The sequence below is a fragment of the Ruegeria sp. YTSA072 genome (assembly GCF_059610285.1).
Genome location: NZ_JBXWNI010000020.1, coordinates 22,688 through 38,809 on the forward strand (window position 1 = coordinate 22,688; position 16,122 = coordinate 38,809).

Consider the following 16,122-nt stretch of genomic DNA (forward strand, 5'->3'; position numbering starts at 1 on the left):
GTTTCCAATCCTCAGTTTTCGGGCCGGGGTGGACATTTCTCACCCCGGTCAAATGCTTCCCAGCCTTCGCCGTTGAACAGGTCGACGCCCAGTTGCGCCGCGACATGTGCGAAATCGACATTCACCCAGTTGTCGACGATCTTGCCGTCGACCACTTTCCAGAAGTCCATGTAGCGGATCTCAACCCGTTTTCCGGTTGGGGCAATGCCCAGAAACTCACCAGAATGCGTGGCTTCCTGACGGCCAAAGGCTGCCGCCCACTCGCCCATGTAAAGGCGGGCCTCATCAATGCAGGTCTTGTCCGAAAACGCCGCTTGAAACGGGCGCTGCCAGTTTTCCTGAAACTCTTTCAGGCCAGTCTTGGTTCCGCAGCCTTGATTGCCCATCCAGCGGAAGCCTTGGGTGAAGAATTCTCCGATGTCATCAATGCGGTGGTCGTTCAGACCATCAACCATGGTTTCGATCACGCGGCGCGTGTCTTCGGTTTTGCTCATGTCCGTGTCGCGGGTCAGAACCGCTTGTTCGGGACGGGAACCTTTCATGTCTTTATCCTTTCAGGTTGTCAGAGGGAGAGTTTGGAGGGTGTACCCCCAATACTCAGAAAGTCCCTCGGCATCCTGTTCAGCGCCGGATGGCGCGACATGGCGTTATGGCGTGCATGGTTGCTCATCAGCCTTTGACCGCTCCGGCTGTCAGACCGCTGACGATCTGGCGCTGGAAGATCAGAACAAGGAAGATCAGCGGCGCAGTGATCGACACGGCGGCGGCAACCGCGACCACTTGATCGGTTGTTGTCGTCTCGCGGTTGAACATGCCGACAATAGCGGGAACCATGGTCTGGTTCTGCGCATCCAGCAGCAACGCGGTGACAAGAAAGTCGTTATACGCCAGCAGGAAACTGAACAGGCCTGTGGTGATCACCCCCGGCCACATTACCGGCATGATCACACGGCGGAAGGCCTGAAAATGGCTGCAACCATCAACGCGGGCGGCCTCATCCAGTTCTGCCGGGATATTCTGAAAGAACGAACGCAGCATCCAGATCGTGAATGGCTGATTGATCGCAACCAGAACAGCAATCACCGCAAATGGCTTGCCGTAAAGTGTTGGTGCATTTTCACCCAGGATCGGGGCCAGCCATTCAGCCGAGTTGATGAAAACCGGCAGATAACCAGCCACCAGCACCGAATGCGGCAGGGCCCGGAACACCAAGGCGACAATTAGGATCCAGAAAGCCAAAGTCGATCCAGACCGTGCCAGACCATATCCCGCCAACGTCCCAACGGTCAGCGACACGGTCACCACACCTGTTGTCACGATCAGGGAGTTCTTGAAGTTGTTTGAAAAGCCCCGGTCAATCCAGACGGTCTTGTAGTGTTCGGTGGTCAGGCCAAGCACGTCCCGGCCCAAGGGCCCGACCCACGGGTTGAGCACGTTTTGAACGGCCGGCAGGACGACAAAGAACACCACGAGAAAGCCCACCAAAACGACCAGTACGCCAATGACCCAGCCGAACCATTCCTGTCCGGGTTTCGAGTAAGATTTTACCATCGACGGCAGTGTTTTGGTGGCGATGATTATCGTTGCCCAGATCACCGCGACGCCCAGAATGATATCCAGCAGCGACAGCCCCTTACCGACGCCCAGCGTGGCCGGGCCAAAAATCACGTTCAGCGCGTTACTGTCGAATGCATCGACTGGCGATTTGAAGCTCATCACCACGATCCAGAAGATCGGGAAGGCCGCGATCAGGCACCAAAGCGCCAGAAAGATGTTCGAGGTCAGCCGCAGGCTGAGCGGTTGGCGAAGCGCGCGCGAGGACATGTCAGTGGCCTCCTTTATGATCGCGCCATGTGCGGCGCAGCGGCAGGATAAGCAGGATAACAACGCCAATCATGGTCAGCATTGAGTTGGCTGAGGCCCGGCTGATCGACCGGTTGCCCGCCTGATCCGGCGTCAGGTAGTCAAACGTCAACCACTGTAGCGAGATCACATAGCCCTGGCTTGAGAAGCCAACGATCTCTTCGAACACGCGGTAGCTGTCCATTAGGTGAATCATCGAGACGAAGATGATAAGCGGCATTAGATGCGGAATGACGATGTATTTCAGCCGCTGCCAGCGGGTTGCCCCGTCAATAACCGCGCTTTCCAGACTGTCCTGATTGACCGTTTGCAGACCGGCATAGAAGATGATGGCCGCAAAGGGCGCCACGTGCCAGACACGGTAGATCATCATCAGAACTTCGATAGTCCAAGCCTGGGCAAACAGAGCGATATCGCGGTTTAGCCACCATTCCATCATCGCAGTCAGGATACCGTCGCCGCGGAACAGCCAATTGATTGACAGCACTCCGATCACCGGAGTGATGATAAAAGGCAGCAGAGAGACGAATATCACCGGACCGCGGATAGAACGCGCGGCATTGTTTATCAGGATCGCGATCCCTAACCCGCAACCGACCACCAGCGGCAGGGTGATCAAAGTAAACGTCAGCGTGAACCGCAGGGCCTTCCAGAAATTGATCGTCGACAGCACATGCCAGCTGCCGTCACTTATGGCGCGCCATGCGCGGTCAGGTTCCAGAACATTGCGATAGCTTTGCAACCCCACATACTGGGTTTGCGTGATGATCTCACCATGCTCATCCAGCTTTGGCTGCGACACCTTTTCGGTCACACAGGTCTGGGTCAGGAAACCGGGGGTACAAGTTTCTTTTTCAACCGTCTCATAGATCGGCTGGGTGATATAGAAACTCTGCTTGAACACGCTGACCAGCGGGAACGCGATGAAGAGAAGCATCATAAAGACAGAGGGACCGACAAAAGCAGCAAATGTCCGGAAGTTCATGGCTCTGCCTTTCTAATGGTTCTCGGGGGAAAGGGATGGGAGGGCCATAGCCCTCCCAAGGGAGGATCAGTTGCTGATCAGACCCGCTTCTTTCGCGGCAGTGACGTAGTCTGCCTCGATATCGGCCAGAGTCGTCTGCGCGTCTTTGGCACCGGTCAGGTAGTCGGCCAGCCCGTTACCCAACGAGGTGTGCATGATGCCCATAGGACCGGAAGCCGGGTAAGCCTTGGCACCGCCCTCAGCGGACGCTGCAGCACCTGCAGCCAAAGGACCTGCCGAATAGGCCGTGCTCAGCCATACTGCGACATCGTTGTTCGCACTGACCGTATCGGTGTCCATGCCCTCAAGTGCGACGCGGAAGGCAGCATCCGCTTCTTCGTCGCTCATGTTCGAAGCCAGAACAATACCGTCCCACCAGATTGTGGTCGCCGGAACCGCCGATCCCATTGGAGCCGCGGCCATGGTCACCTTGCCAACGACCTGGCTTTCGGCCTCATCGTTCATCGCAGCGGCACGGCTGGCCCACAGGTTCGCCATTGCAATCTTGCCCTGCTGGAACTGCTGTTGCACATAGGTCGAGTCAGAGACCAGATATTCCGGGTCCATATACTCGGTCATGGCCTTCAATGTCTCAAGCGCTGCTACGCCTTGTTCGTTATTGATGGCAGGCATGTTGCCGTCACCAAAGAACGAACCGCCCTCGCCCAAATACATGTTGACGAACTCCTGACCAAGGTTCCAACCGGTCTTGAACGTCCCACCAATGGGATAGTCCATGACGCCGGCTTCCTTGATCTTGGCAGCTGCGGAAAGAACATCGCCATAAGTCTTCGGCTCTTCGATGCCCAGTTCAGCCAGAACATCGTCGCGATACATCAGGTGCTGCGCATTCACCATCATCGCGATGGCCATGGTTTGTCCGTCCACTTTGATCAACTGGTTGGGCAGCAAATCCTGGCCATATTTTTCAACCAGATCGTCCAGAGGGCGGATCGTGCCCGCGTTCAGCAAGGGGACCAGTGTTGCGTTCGATACACCGCCGATCTGATAAAGTGCGGGATCAGCCGCAAAGGCTTCGGGTTGCTTTTCACGGAATTCCTGGTCCAGTGAAGCACTGAAGTTGCCGCATTCCGCCATTGCATCGGTGACCGCTTTCCAGGCTTCAAACCCGGCGGACAGCGATTTCAGTGGCACATCATTTTCAAAGGCGCATTCCGCCCATGCGCCGGTGGCGGCGATGGACATGGCACCTGCCATTAGGATCGTCTTGAGTTTCATGCGTTTCTCCCTGTCAGGATCGGTCCGTCGTCGACGTCCGGACCGGTGTTAAGCCCGTTTGGGCTGTTTGCGGGGGCGTTCCCCAATCCGCGCACCGCTTTCAGCTTCAAAGAGGTGACAGATTTCTTTTGGCACCGAGAACGAGACCGTCTCGCCAATCTCGGCGCGGTAGGCTTTATCGGCTTTGACCGAAACCAGTGCACCGCCGACCCGGACCGAGATCATGGTCGCGTCGCCCAGCAATTCCAGCGTGTAGATCGGCGCTGTGATCTGGCCCTGCCCTTCGGCAAGGCTGGCATCCTCGGCGCGGAAGCCCAGCGTCATAGGACCGTCTGGGGCATCCACTGGGATTTCGACGTGTTCGGCACGGAACATTCCGCTTGAAACGTCGCCATCCATCAAGTTCATCGCGGGTGAACCAATGAAGCTGGCCACAAACGTGTTTGCCGGCATGTCATAGATTTCCGTGGGGCTGCCAACCTGCTGCACCACGCCCTGTTTCATCACCACAACGCGGTCGGCCAGTGTCATCGCTTCGATCTGGTCATGGGTCACATAGATCGTCGTCACCGCCAGCTCGTGACTGAGGTTCTTGATCTGCGCCCGGGTGGAGACCCGCAGTTTGGCGTCAAGATTCGACAGCGGCTCGTCCATCAGGAACACGTTTGGTTCGCGCACAATGGCACGGGCGAGTGCCACACGCTGTCGCTGACCACCTGAGAGCTCGGCGGGTTTGCGATGCAGAAAATCGTCCAACTCTACCATCGCGCTGGCGCGGCGTACCTTCTCGTCGTGGGTCGACGGGTCGATGCCGCGCACCTTCAGCGGAAAGCGGATGTTCTCATAGACGTTCATGTTGGGATAAAGCGCGTAGCTCTGGAACACCATCGCAACGTCGCGGTCCTTCGGCTCCAGATCGTTGATCACATTGCCATCGACCAGGATTTCGCCCTCGGTCACGTCCTCAAGCCCTGCGATCATCCGCATCGTCGTTGTCTTGCCGCAACCCGAGGGGCCGAGCAGGACCAGAAACTCGCGATCAGCAATGGTCAGGTCGAAATTGTGAACCCCAACGAATGAGCCCCATCGCTTGCCGACGTTCCGCAATTGAATTTCCGCCATGGTGCCCCCTGCAAGGAATCATTTTGCATACGTTTGCAAAACTGTAATTCGCATACGTCAATTCAGGCAAGACTTTTTTGCATACGTATGCAAAACTGACGCAAATACCCGACTCAACCCGGCTTCGTGCCTCTCGTAAAACTTTGATCACAATGGCAAATACCGTGACCTTTCAGACAGAAAAAAAACTCGTCTCTGCGTTTCACACCGCGTTGGATTCCGCGACAGAACAAGTAATCCCGAAGGTAATGAGCCAATACTGCGCCCCGGATCTGAAGTGGCGCGGCTTTCACCCATTCAACGAAATCATTGGCGCCGAACAGGTTGCCCGGCAGTTCTGGCAACCACTAAAGAGCAGCCTGACCCGCCAGCAGAACCGAGTAGACATCCTGTTTGCGGGGCAAAACTCGCTGCGGGACGAGCCCGACGTCTGGGTCGTATCTATGGGGCATTTGATGGGGCTGTTCGACCGTCCGTGGCTGGGCATTCGCCCAACTGGCAAGCTGGCATTCCTGCGCTATTGCGCGTTCTACAAGGTCGCCGGTGACAGGATTGTCGAAACAGCGATGTATTTCGACATACCGCACCTGATGGTGCAAGCCGGACAGAATCCATTTCCCCCGCAAACAGCGGCGCATTTGGTGCAGCCCGGACCAAGGCCCCATGACGGCCTGCTACTGAACGAGCAGCCCATTGAAGAAGGCGAAAGGACGCTGGCGATCATCAATGCGATGATCTCGGATCTCGGCCAATGGGACTGTGGGTTGTCGCTTGAGGATGAATTGGCCCAAACCTGGCACCAAGACATGATCTGGTGGGGACCCGAAGGGATCGGCGCGACCTACACGATTGAACGCTATGCCAAACAACACTCTGGACCGTTCCGGGCCGCCTTCTCGGGCCGATCAAAAACCAAACATGTCTGCCGCATGGCAGAAGGACATTATGGAGGCTTTTTCGGCTGGCCGAATTTCACGGCGCGGCCCACCGGCGGGTTCATGGGCATGCCCTCCACCGACAAAGCCGGTGAATTCCGGGTGATCGATATTTATCGCCGCGCTGGTGGCAAATTGGCCGAAAACTGGGTCTTCATCGACCTGTTGCATTTCTGGAAAGCGCAAGGTGTCGATATTCTGGAGCGTATGGCGAAGGTACCGTGTACATGACCGGCTGGATCGACGCGCACCACCACCTTTGGGACCTTGAGGCAGTGCACTACCCTTGGCTGATGGCGCGCGGGGTAGAAAGGTTCTTTGGTGACCCGACACCGATTCAACAGAATTACCTTCTGCGCGAGTTCCGGTCCGAAGCCGCGCCTTGCGGTATCCACGCCTCGATCCATATTCAGGTTGGGGCCGAAAACGGTCTAGATGAAGCCAGATGGGTTCAATCCACCGCCGATGCCAATCCAGACTGGTCGATGGCGCAGGTAGTGTTCTGTGACCTGACCTCCGCCGACCTATCCGCTCAGCTTGACGCTTTTCAGGCTCTCCCGACTGTGCGTGGCGTGCGTCAGATCGTTGGCCGCGCACCCGGAGAGGACGCGCAGACAGGCACCAATTCTCTGCTGGACAATCCGCAATTTCTAGACGGACTGCAGGAGGCCGGACGGCGCGGTCTCAGCTTTGATCTGCAGCTCGTTCCCGAACTGATCGAAAAAACGGCCAGAATTCTCGCGCAGGCCCCTGGCACACGGGTCGCCTTGTGCCATGCAGGATCACCGCATGATCGCAGCCTGGCAGGCCTGAAAAACTGGGCTCAAAGACTGCGCACGCTATCAGATCTGCCGCATGTCTTATGCAAACTCTCTGGTCTGGGCATGTTCGATCAAAACTGGACGCGTAACAGTATTCGCCCGATCGTGGAGGTCTGTCTTGAACAATTCGGACCTGAGAGGGTCATGTTTGGCTCAAATTTCCCGGTCGACAAGCTCAATAGTGATTTCGCCTCTCTGGTACAGGTTTACCGCGATCTGGTGCCCGCTGAGGCGCATTCGGCGGTGTTCCGTGAGACCGCTGCACGTTTCTATGATCTTGAGGCGCCCTAAGATTGATATTCACTTTTGAAACCACAGTGAAACCTGAATGGATCGACTACAACGGCCACATGCAAGCCACCTATTGCGGGCTGGGATAAACTACGCTGTCGATGCGATGCAGTATCTGGTATTTCGGAAGTTATAAATGTAAGTACATTCTATTGCAGTGACGGCACTACCCAAAGTTGGGAGCGATCGGCCGTGATACGCGCCGGGTACTTCCCTGGCCCGCCGCGACCGGCATACCTCTCTCTTCATTTCCACATCAGGGGCTTGTTACGAACAATGGCAGTTACCGCTATTTGCACCAACAGAGCAGACGGCAAGCGTACAAGAAAACAGTTCGCGTGGCCCGACGGTCATTGGAATTGGTCCACCCCGCTGCCCTAAAAGCATGGCATTATCTCTGACATTGTAATTCATGTCGGTGGGCATGTTGCACTTGATCCTTGAGCAAACGTAATACACAACGGCGATATGATCGAACGAAGCCGCGTTGCGATGGAAAATCTGGAGCGGGTTCTGGCGGAGTTTGTTGCAACTCTGGATGACGTGGTGAACGTCACCACTTTTTTTATCAGGGAAACGCCCCTGCAAAGGCACTGCACGAGAACTTGTTGATACGGTCAAATTCGTACAGCGCTCTTGGGCCGGCAACAACCGGTATCCTTGTGCCAGTCCTGATCTACGAAAGAGTGGTCATCGAAATTGAGGCAATAGCCGTGCCTGAGTAGGGAATTCGTCCAACGCCTGATAACTTGGACGACAAACTTCACGATCAAAACAGCCGCCTCCTGTGTCTCAACGGCCCTAAGGAGGCATCTAAAGTCACCTAGAGATGCTGCGGTCGCGGCCCGATCTTCGGACACTCGCTGCACTTGTGAAGAAAGCACCTGATCGCCCTAAAACTCGCGAGACTTTCTGGTCAGGCAGCAGCCCCTTCCCGTTCACCCATGTAACTCTAAAACAGAGTGTACAGCTTTGAGTTGTCATTTTTACTTGCGCTCGAGATGTTGGTTGCAAATCCCGAAGCCTCGCGAGGGGCTAACGACAGCTTTTTGCAACCAAACAAATTTCCAGAGCTTCTAAATCAAACGGCGCAAGTAACTCTTCGTTCGTTGTACTTCGGATCAGAAGTTGGTTTTCCAAGGCTTCAACGGTACTAACCTCAGCTGCACCGGGCCAACGAAGCGCACCGATGACATGGGTAATTTCAACCTGGTGATGGGGGGCCAGATGAATGACATCATGCCCATTTGGAGAGCTGCCTTCGCCAGCTCCCAAGATGGGCGAAGCGGCACCCTCCTCCACACCTAGACAGGCGAAGTGCCGACTTGACCACGGCGCATAGTAACGTCCACCGTTCGAATGCCACAACATTGTCATCGGCAGTTTTTGGGCTGATTTAAGTGATAGGAATACATCACCTTCCACTGGACGAATGACCGCGGTCCATCCCAATCGCACTTCAGGCGAATCCGATCCAACAACAAAGTCATCACTCTGCGGAGACCATGGGTATTTGGACAGATTCACCTCGCCATCTACTCCGGGAAAAGACGTCAAAGTTCTGCTTTCAGCCGGATATCGAAGTGCTGAATAGCCCAACGCCGGATCAACTTCCTGCGGAACCTCAGGCGTCCTCCAGCACTGTTTTCGAGAGGTTTGGATGATCCCTCCATTGGGCAAAGATACGTTTGCATGATTTGCAATCGGTATCGCCCCGTCACCACCAATGAAAGTGTGGCGCTGGTAGACAAATGGATGCCCCGGGCGCAATGTAATCTCTTTTAGTAGCTTTGCGCCAAAGACGGTTTTTTCGAGCTCAGCACGTAAGTAATTATTGGTCTTTTCCTTTAGTATCCAACGTGAGTTGGGCGGCCACCCGTGAAGTGGCGATGCCCCCTCAGTTGACCCGAATGGAGCGCAGAAAAAATCACCGCCCAGCTTCTTCAGATGAGGCGGCATCCCCTCGGGCATGATTTCGTCTGTTCCGACCCACGGAGCGCGATGCAGTGGCGAAATCTCAACACCGCCATCGTTTACAGTAAAGCTTTCGATCAACCCCAGCTGCAAATCGAATGAAAGGCGGATACCCGTCGCAGTCAATTCGATCAAGAACTTCTCCTAATCATATAAAATTACTCTACGAACACCAGAACGCGCCCATTTCCCACCTTAGTTTGGTAGGTTTGGAGATCATCACATACAGGCGCCCTCAGAGCTTTTCCCGAGCGATAGTCGAATAGTCCATTATGTTTGGGGCACTCTATCTCATAGTCCATCACCAGACCGTCCGATAAGTGCACTTGTTCGTGCGTACAGAGACCATCGGTGCAATAGAACTCATCATCCACACTACGGAAAATTGCGTATGTTCGATCCTCGTGGTCCCAACGGATAACGTCTTCTTCCTCGACATCGTTTATGGCGCATACGTCAATCCAAGGCATTACGTTCCTCCCTGCTCACTACTCACAGCCCCTGTGTTTCGCTCGGGCACTGCCATGTGCAAATGATCTCGATATGGGCGTGCCGTTGGCGGAAGCGTTTTTCGAAATGCGTAATTTGGATCTACTCGTTGCTTCATGACGGAGCTCATCATTTCCCTGTAGCCATCCCAGACCGAAGTATTCGGCGGTGGCAAATCATCCTTGATCAGTTCATGAAGCGCTGGAAGAGAGTAATATGGAACCATCGGGAACATATGATGCTCAATGTGGTAGTTCATATTCCAGTAAACCCAACGGCTGATCGGGTTCATATACAGCGATCGGGAATTCAACCGGTGATCAAGAACGTTCTCTGCCAATCCTCCATGCTGAAGCAGCCCCGTCATTACAAAATGCCAGCACCCATAGACCCGAGGACCCCCAATCAAGAGAATTGGGATCAGTGATTTCCATCCGGCCCCAGAGACAAACAAAACAAGTGAAACCACCAAAACAGCGGCGTAGATTGCAATGTGAACCCGCCCCCAAAAGACCGCTTTGGGCCACTGGCTTTCCGGAATGTAATCCCGCTCTTCTTGCGACAAGTTCCCCATGGCATTTCGCATCAGAACTTTGAGCGAAGTCCAGGTCTCGACAATCCCCACAAACGCAAGCGCTTTCAGGACGAGGCTGATCGGGTGCATCCACGCTATTTCCGGATCGCGGCCAACAATGAGTGTATCGGTGTGATGCCGCGCGTGGCTCCAGCGCCAGTTGACCGGGTTTCGCATGATCTGGAAGGACGCGATGTGGTACACGACGTCGTTCATCCAGCGGGTTCGAAAGGCTGTTCCGTGTCCGCATTCGTGCCAACGGCTGTCGCAGGCAGAACCATACACGACACCGTATGCAAACCAGAAAGGCACGCAAAGCCAGCTGCCCCAGAAGTACAGGCCACCAGCCGCAAAAACAAAGTGCAGAGCGATCCAAATTACTGTGTCACGAATGGCCGGCGCATCCCTGCGCTTCATAAGCGATTTCAGCTTCTTACGAGGAACATCGCTGTGGTACCACTCTGCGGCAGACAGGCCGTTTTCTATCGCTTGACGCGTATTCACACCAGTCAGACAATAGTCTCGAACAGTGAGTTCAGAGCCAATGGGTTTGGTTGACTTACTCATTTCCCCTTTCTCCATCGCTCACAGCGCGTCACGCGCGTCTTCGTTGACTATAGCAAAGGCGCCTGGATTTTGACTTCGCTAATTGGGCGGCGCAGAGCTAGCCCGCGTTACCAGCTCTACGGGAAGCGCTGATTTCATTGGGAGCGATTTGCCAGTGTTCGCCAATTGGCCCAGCAAAACCTCAGCCGCACGGCGCCCCAGTTGGTGCCGGTCCTGTCGGATTGTTGTCAGCGCGGGAACGTAAGACCCAGACATTTCGATGTCGTCGAAACCAACAACCGAAATATCACCGGGAACCCTCAACCCACCCGCGACCAGCCCGGAAATCAATCCAAAAGCAACCATATCCGCGGCGCAGAACACCGCCGTTGGGCGCTCATCCATCTCGAGTATTCGTCTGGCGGCCTCATGTCCGGATTCCAGCGAGAAGTCGCCCCTGATGATCCACTCGGACCGCGCTGGAAGCCCCAAGCGTGTCCGTTCTTCGACCACACCCTCACGCCGGGCGGCCGTCAGAACATTCCCGTCAGGTCCGGTAACATGCGCGATTTTCTTGTGGCCCAAATCATGTAAGTGCCTGATCGCCAATCGCGCACCTTCTGCGTTGTCGCTGGAAATCACCGGAAAGGCCTCGCCTTCCACCCACTCACATAAAAATACTATGCGGTCGCCCGCGCCGTATGTGACGCATTGCTGAAGCGCAGTTGAAGGAATGCCTCCATCCAAAGAGATTGCGCCATCTATCCGGCCGTCTCGAAAGTACCCAGCAAGAGTTTCTTCCTGCAGCGGATTACTTTCGGTATCAGCGATCAGAACTGCATAATCCGAGCCCGCAAACCCTTCGCTGATACCGGCAAGTATGCCCGAATAGAAAGGTTTGCCGAGGTTGGGAACCAGGATCAGTACCGCCCCCGCCCTTTTCATCCGCAGGTTTCGGGCAGCTTGATTAACACGATATCCCGTCTCGCGAATAGCATCCAAAACAGCACCACGTGTTGATTTTGACACCAGATCGGGATTGGACAGAACACGACTTACAGTGGCTGTCGACACCTGCGAAACACGTGCGACGTCCTGTATTGTGGCGGGTTTGGGTATCTTGCTCATTGCTTGGCAGTCGATTTCTGGCTTGACTCGAATCTCATGTGATGCCGATTATGTAATCGATTACACCATTTGGAAAGTGGGTTTTTCCTAAAATGTAATCGATTGCAGTAGCGATTTCGCCAAACGAGGGAAACTGATGGCATCCGAATTCAAACGCGACAAAAGCCGGTTTCTTTGATGGTTTCGAAGGTCACATTCGACTTTGCCGGGGCAAAGGTTCTGGTGATCGGTGCCAGCCGAGCCGGCATTGGTGCCGCTATTGCAAGAGAATTCCAGGACTCGGGTGCCACAGTAGAGATTACCGGTGTGGAACCGCAATGCGTTGGAGAGGACGCCGCCCGGTTTGACTACATTCAACTGGATGTAACCGACACCAACGAAGTCTACAATTTCGCAAGCACGCGCAACCATATTGACGTCTTAGTCAACTGCGCTGCGGTCACACAGCGTGGCAAGGAAATGGCGCCCGAATACTTCTCCCACGTGTTGGACGTAAATCTAACCGGGTCTTTTCGCTGCGCCGAAGCGTTGCACCCTGCCCTATCGGACGCAAAAGGACGCATCATAAATGTGGCCTCAATGTATGCGCGCTTTGGATCGCCACGGAACCCAGCCTACGGCGCGTCAAAAGCTGGTGTAGAACAGCTAACGAAATCACTGGCGATTGCGTGGGCCAAGGACGGTATTCGGGTAAATGCAATCGCGCCAGGGTTTGTCGTGACAGAGCAATCTGCCCGCGCCCGAGAAGATTCTAGTTTCACAACCGCTATCGAAGACCGCACTCCATTGGCGCGTTGGGGTCATCCCGAAGACATCGCTGGAACAGCCTTGTTTCTCGCATCCGATGCGGCGGCCTTTGTAACGGGTGCCTGCGTGATCGTGGACGGAGGGTATTCGGTTGTTTGACAGGAGCGCACGATGAGTGACTTCGCAAAAACCCGTGCTGCGGTGATCGGGACCGGTTTCATAGGAACGGTGCATGTTCAGGCCCTTCGGCGTCTGGGTGTAGATGTAAGAGGTGTTCTTGGATCATCGCCAGAGCGCGGCCGGGAACGGGCGCGCGAAATGGGCGTTCCACGCGCCTTTGACACGCTGGACGACCTGTTGGCGGATGAAAGTGTCGAAGTCGTACATGTGACTACCCCTAATCACGCGCACTACCCGCAGGTGAAATCGATCCTGGCTGCGGGCAAACACGTCATCTGCGAGAAACCCCTTGCCATGACATCCTCTGAAAGCGCCGAAATGGTCGACCTTGCCAAGGCGTCGGGAAAGGTTGCGGCTGTTTGCTACAACATTCGGTTCTATCCACTGAACCAGCAGGCTCACGGAATGGTTCAGGCCGGGGATTTAGGTGATATCCGTTTCGTCACAGGGCATTACCATCAGGACTGGCTTGCCAAACCCAGCGACTGGAACTGGCGACTGGAAAGCGAAATGGGGGGTGCGCTGCGATCGGTCGGTGACATTGGAACCCACTGGGTTGACCTGACCAGCTTCGTCACCGGGTTGAAAGCAACCTCCGTCTTTGCAGAGCTGGCAACATTCATCCCGGAGCGCCAGAAACCCCTCGGCCCGGTTGAAACGTTTTCCAGCGGAACCGGCGAAACCGAGAGTGTGCCCATCGATACCGACGATGCTGCCATGATCCTCATCCGGTACGAAAACGGTGCACGCGGCGTGATGAGCACATCTCAGGTGAACATGGGCCGCAAGAACTCGTTGCAATGGGATATCGCGGGGGCACAGGCCAGTGCGGCATGGGACAGCGAAACCCCCGACCACCTGTTCATTGGGCATCGAGACGCGCCGAACCAGACCCTGATGCGTGACTTTACCTTGATGAACGACACCGGCGTTGCTGCCGCTACATTGCCACCCGGCCATGTCGAAGGCTTTGTCGATTCCTTCGTAAACTTCTTCCGGGCGGTCTATGCCGATGTCTTGGCGGGCGGGCGTCAACAAAGCAGTACATGGGCAACGTTTGAAGATGGCCACTACGAGATGCGATTTTGCGATGCCGTCGTGAAATCGGCACATGAAAGCCGCTGGGTAGATTTGAGCGAGATTTGAGGGTGATGATATGAAACTGGGCTTGCTGACTGCACCATTCGAAAACTCTCATTTGACAGAGGTGGCGGCCTGGGCCGGTGCAAATGGTTTCACGGCCATGGAGGTTGCCTGCTGGCCAGCGTCGGGTGGTGAAAAAAGGCGTTACGCTGGGACCAGCCACATCAACGTGGATGGTCTTTCCAAGGATCAGGGCAATGAAATTGTGGGGCAACTCGCCGATCAGGGGACCGAGATTTCGGGTCTCGGATACTACCCCAACCCGCTCCACGCTGATGCAGAGCATCGGTCTGAAGTTATTGGGCATCTGAAAAAGGTAATTACCGCTGCGGGCGTGATGGGCATCAAGGTAGTCAACACATTCGTTGGCGGAGACCGCACTTTGCATCTCGACGCGAACTGGGAGCGGGCCACCGAGATTTTCGATCCAATCGTCAAGCACGCACAAGACGCAGGAGTACGCCTGTGCTTTGAAAACTGCCCGATGATCTTCAGCTATGACGAATGGCCCGGGGGTCACAACATCGCTTACTCACCAAGAATCTGGCGACGGATTTTCGAGGAATGGGGTGACGCGGTCGGCATGAATTTCGACCCCTCGCATTTGATTTGGCAATTCATCGATCAAACACGTTTCATCAAGGAATTTGGCCCTCACATGGCTCATGTCCATGCCAAGGACGTGATGGTCGATCAGGACGCACTCTATGAAAACGGGGTGATGTCGACTGGAATGGGGTGGCAGATCCCGCGGCTCTGCGGGCTGGGTGATGTGGATTGGTCCGATTTCTTTTCCGGCCTGTACCGCGTCGGATACAACGGTTCGATCATCATCGAGCATGAAGACAGGTTGTTCGAAGGAACAGACGAGAAGGTCAAGCGGGGCTTCTTGCTGGCCCGGGACGTCCTGTCGCCATTCATCAAGTGAAGAGTTTATCAAGTTTGTAATGACTAAAACTGGGAGGAAACTGAAATGAAAAACCTACTTTACGGCGTTGCTGCTCTTGCAGTTTCAGCGTCTCTTTCAACTGTGGCGGTGGCTGACGGGCACAAGCAATACACAATCGGAGTGTCCAATACCGTTCAAGGCAATGGTTGGCGCGAACAGATGATATGCGCCATGCGTGCCCAAGCTCTGGTCGAAGCCGATGTGACAAACCTGATCGTCGCGCATCGCAACACCGATTCAGCCGGGCAACTGGAAGACATCAACAACCTCATCGAAGCAGGCGTTGACGCAATTGTCCTGAACCCCTCCAACCCGGATGCTTTGAACTCGGCACTGGAAAAGGCGATGTCTCAGGACATCGTCGTTGTTGCCGTGGATGCGGGTGTTTCGGCTGAAGGTGCCTACATTCTTTCGAATAATCAGGAAGAATACGCCTACCTCGGTGCCAAATGGTTGTTTGAACAACTCGGAGGCAAAGGTGACGTTGTCTACATGCGTGGCATTGCTGGCGTCTCAGCCGATACAGATCGAGACAACGGCTTCAAACGAGCATTAGCTGAACACCCCGATATCAATGTGGTGCACGAGGTGTTCACCGGCTGGCAGCAGGATCAGGGTAAGCAACAGATCTTCGATTACCTGGCCACCGGAATCCCGTTTGACGGGGTCTGGACCAGCGGCATCGACAATGTAATCGTCGACGCGTTCACTGAATCCGGCGCTCCCCTGGTTCCGATCGTCGGCGCAGACAACGCAGGATTTGTTCAATATTTGACCGAGGTTGAGGGATTGAATGGCGCAGCGGTAACAAATCCTGGCTCAGTCGGCGGCGCAGGCATTGCTTTGGCTGTCGACATTCTGAACGGCAAGGCACCTGAGAACAAAACCGTTCTTGTAGATCCTGTGCTTTGGGAGAATGCGACGGACGCAGGCCGTGAAACAATCACAGCGGCTCAGAATCCTAACCTTGACCCAGAGTGGCCCGTCTCAGTGACCGTTCCCGGCTGGACCGACTACACGATGGAACAAATCATCGACTGTAAAGGACCCGGCGAGGGCTGATCCGAATTGACTGGCCTTCCGCCTTTAGCTGGGCG

Annotated in this window: 15 protein-coding genes; 6 read left to right on the forward strand and 9 right to left on the reverse strand. The window is 55.1% G+C overall.

Annotated features, from left to right (window positions below):
• Positions 1-11: 11 nt before the first annotated feature.
• The 5 genes from AC2FIB_RS21035 to AC2FIB_RS21055 all read right to left on the reverse strand — a co-directional run bounded on the left by AC2FIB_RS21035 (position 12) and on the right by AC2FIB_RS21055 (position 5,248).
• Positions 12-542: an ester cyclase gene (locus AC2FIB_RS21035; RefSeq protein WP_282153304.1), complete on the reverse strand. Its 531-nt coding sequence runs from the start codon at positions 540-542 to the stop codon at positions 12-14.
• Between the two features lie 127 nt (positions 543-669).
• Entirely contained in the window at positions 670-1,824 is a 1,155-nt protein-coding gene (locus tag AC2FIB_RS21040; RefSeq protein ID WP_496737665.1) for a carbohydrate ABC transporter permease, read from the reverse strand.
• 1 nt (position 1,825) lies between these two features.
• The gene (locus AC2FIB_RS21045; RefSeq protein ID WP_058273413.1) at positions 1,826-2,848 is read right to left on the reverse strand and encodes a carbohydrate ABC transporter permease; all 1,023 of its coding nucleotides are present in this window, start codon (positions 2,846-2,848) and stop codon (positions 1,826-1,828) included.
• Positions 2,849-2,914: 66 nt separating this feature from the next.
• Positions 2,915-4,126: an ABC transporter substrate-binding protein gene (locus AC2FIB_RS21050; RefSeq protein WP_108859138.1), complete on the reverse strand. Its 1,212-nt coding sequence runs from the start codon at positions 4,124-4,126 to the stop codon at positions 2,915-2,917.
• Positions 4,127-4,174: 48 nt separating this feature from the next.
• Positions 4,175-5,248: an ABC transporter ATP-binding protein gene (locus AC2FIB_RS21055; protein ID WP_496737664.1), complete on the reverse strand. Its 1,074-nt coding sequence runs from the start codon at positions 5,246-5,248 to the stop codon at positions 4,175-4,177.
• Between the two features lie 152 nt (positions 5,249-5,400).
• Here AC2FIB_RS21055 and AC2FIB_RS21060 point away from each other — a divergent pair, with 152 nt between their 5' ends.
• Together AC2FIB_RS21060 and AC2FIB_RS21065 are read left to right on the forward strand one after the other, a co-directional pair.
• Positions 5,401-6,414, forward strand: a complete 1,014-nt coding sequence (locus AC2FIB_RS21060) for an ester cyclase (RefSeq protein ID WP_496737663.1) — start codon at positions 5,401-5,403, stop codon at positions 6,412-6,414.
• Entirely contained in the window at positions 6,411-7,295 is an 885-nt protein-coding gene (locus AC2FIB_RS21065) for an amidohydrolase family protein (protein WP_496737661.1), read from the forward strand. Before AC2FIB_RS21060 ends, AC2FIB_RS21065 begins: the two co-directional genes overlap by 4 nt.
• 1,035 nt (positions 7,296-8,330) lie before the next feature.
• Here the strand turns inward: AC2FIB_RS21065 and AC2FIB_RS21070 are convergent.
• The 4 genes from AC2FIB_RS21070 to AC2FIB_RS21085 all read right to left on the reverse strand — a co-directional run bounded on the left by AC2FIB_RS21070 (position 8,331) and on the right by AC2FIB_RS21085 (position 12,006).
• Complete coding sequence (locus AC2FIB_RS21070) at positions 8,331-9,404, reverse strand: hypothetical protein (RefSeq protein WP_496842686.1); 1,074 nt, start codon at positions 9,402-9,404, stop codon at positions 8,331-8,333.
• Positions 9,405-9,427: 23 nt separating this feature from the next.
• Positions 9,428-9,739 (reverse strand): MocE family 2Fe-2S type ferredoxin, encoded by a 312-nt coding sequence (locus tag AC2FIB_RS21075; RefSeq protein WP_496737658.1) that lies wholly within the window; start codon positions 9,737-9,739, stop codon positions 9,428-9,430.
• Positions 9,739-10,899, reverse strand: a complete 1,161-nt coding sequence (locus AC2FIB_RS21080; protein WP_496737657.1) for a fatty acid desaturase family protein — start codon at positions 10,897-10,899, stop codon at positions 9,739-9,741. Before AC2FIB_RS21080 ends, AC2FIB_RS21075 begins: the two co-directional genes overlap by 1 nt.
• A 78-nt stretch (positions 10,900-10,977) precedes the next feature.
• Positions 10,978-12,006, reverse strand: a complete 1,029-nt coding sequence (locus tag AC2FIB_RS21085; RefSeq protein WP_496737656.1) for a LacI family DNA-binding transcriptional regulator — start codon at positions 12,004-12,006, stop codon at positions 10,978-10,980.
• Between the two features lie 177 nt (positions 12,007-12,183).
• Here AC2FIB_RS21085 and AC2FIB_RS21090 point away from each other — a divergent pair, with 177 nt between their 5' ends.
• From AC2FIB_RS21090 to AC2FIB_RS21105, 4 genes are read left to right on the forward strand one after another with little or no spacing between them, the layout of a single operon-like run.
• The gene (locus AC2FIB_RS21090; protein WP_496737655.1) at positions 12,184-12,912 is read left to right on the forward strand and encodes an SDR family NAD(P)-dependent oxidoreductase; all 729 of its coding nucleotides are present in this window, start codon (positions 12,184-12,186) and stop codon (positions 12,910-12,912) included.
• A gap of 12 nt (positions 12,913-12,924) precedes the next feature.
• The gene (locus tag AC2FIB_RS21095; protein ID WP_496737653.1) at positions 12,925-14,079 is read left to right on the forward strand and encodes a Gfo/Idh/MocA family protein; all 1,155 of its coding nucleotides are present in this window, start codon (positions 12,925-12,927) and stop codon (positions 14,077-14,079) included.
• A gap of 10 nt (positions 14,080-14,089) precedes the next feature.
• Complete coding sequence (locus AC2FIB_RS21100) at positions 14,090-15,004, forward strand: sugar phosphate isomerase/epimerase family protein (protein WP_496737651.1); 915 nt, start codon at positions 14,090-14,092, stop codon at positions 15,002-15,004.
• Positions 15,005-15,049: 45 nt separating this feature from the next.
• On the forward strand, positions 15,050-16,087 hold the full coding sequence (locus AC2FIB_RS21105; RefSeq protein WP_496737649.1) for an ABC transporter substrate-binding protein: 1,038 nt from the start codon (positions 15,050-15,052) through the stop codon (positions 16,085-16,087).
• Positions 16,088-16,122: the final 35 nt, after the last annotated feature.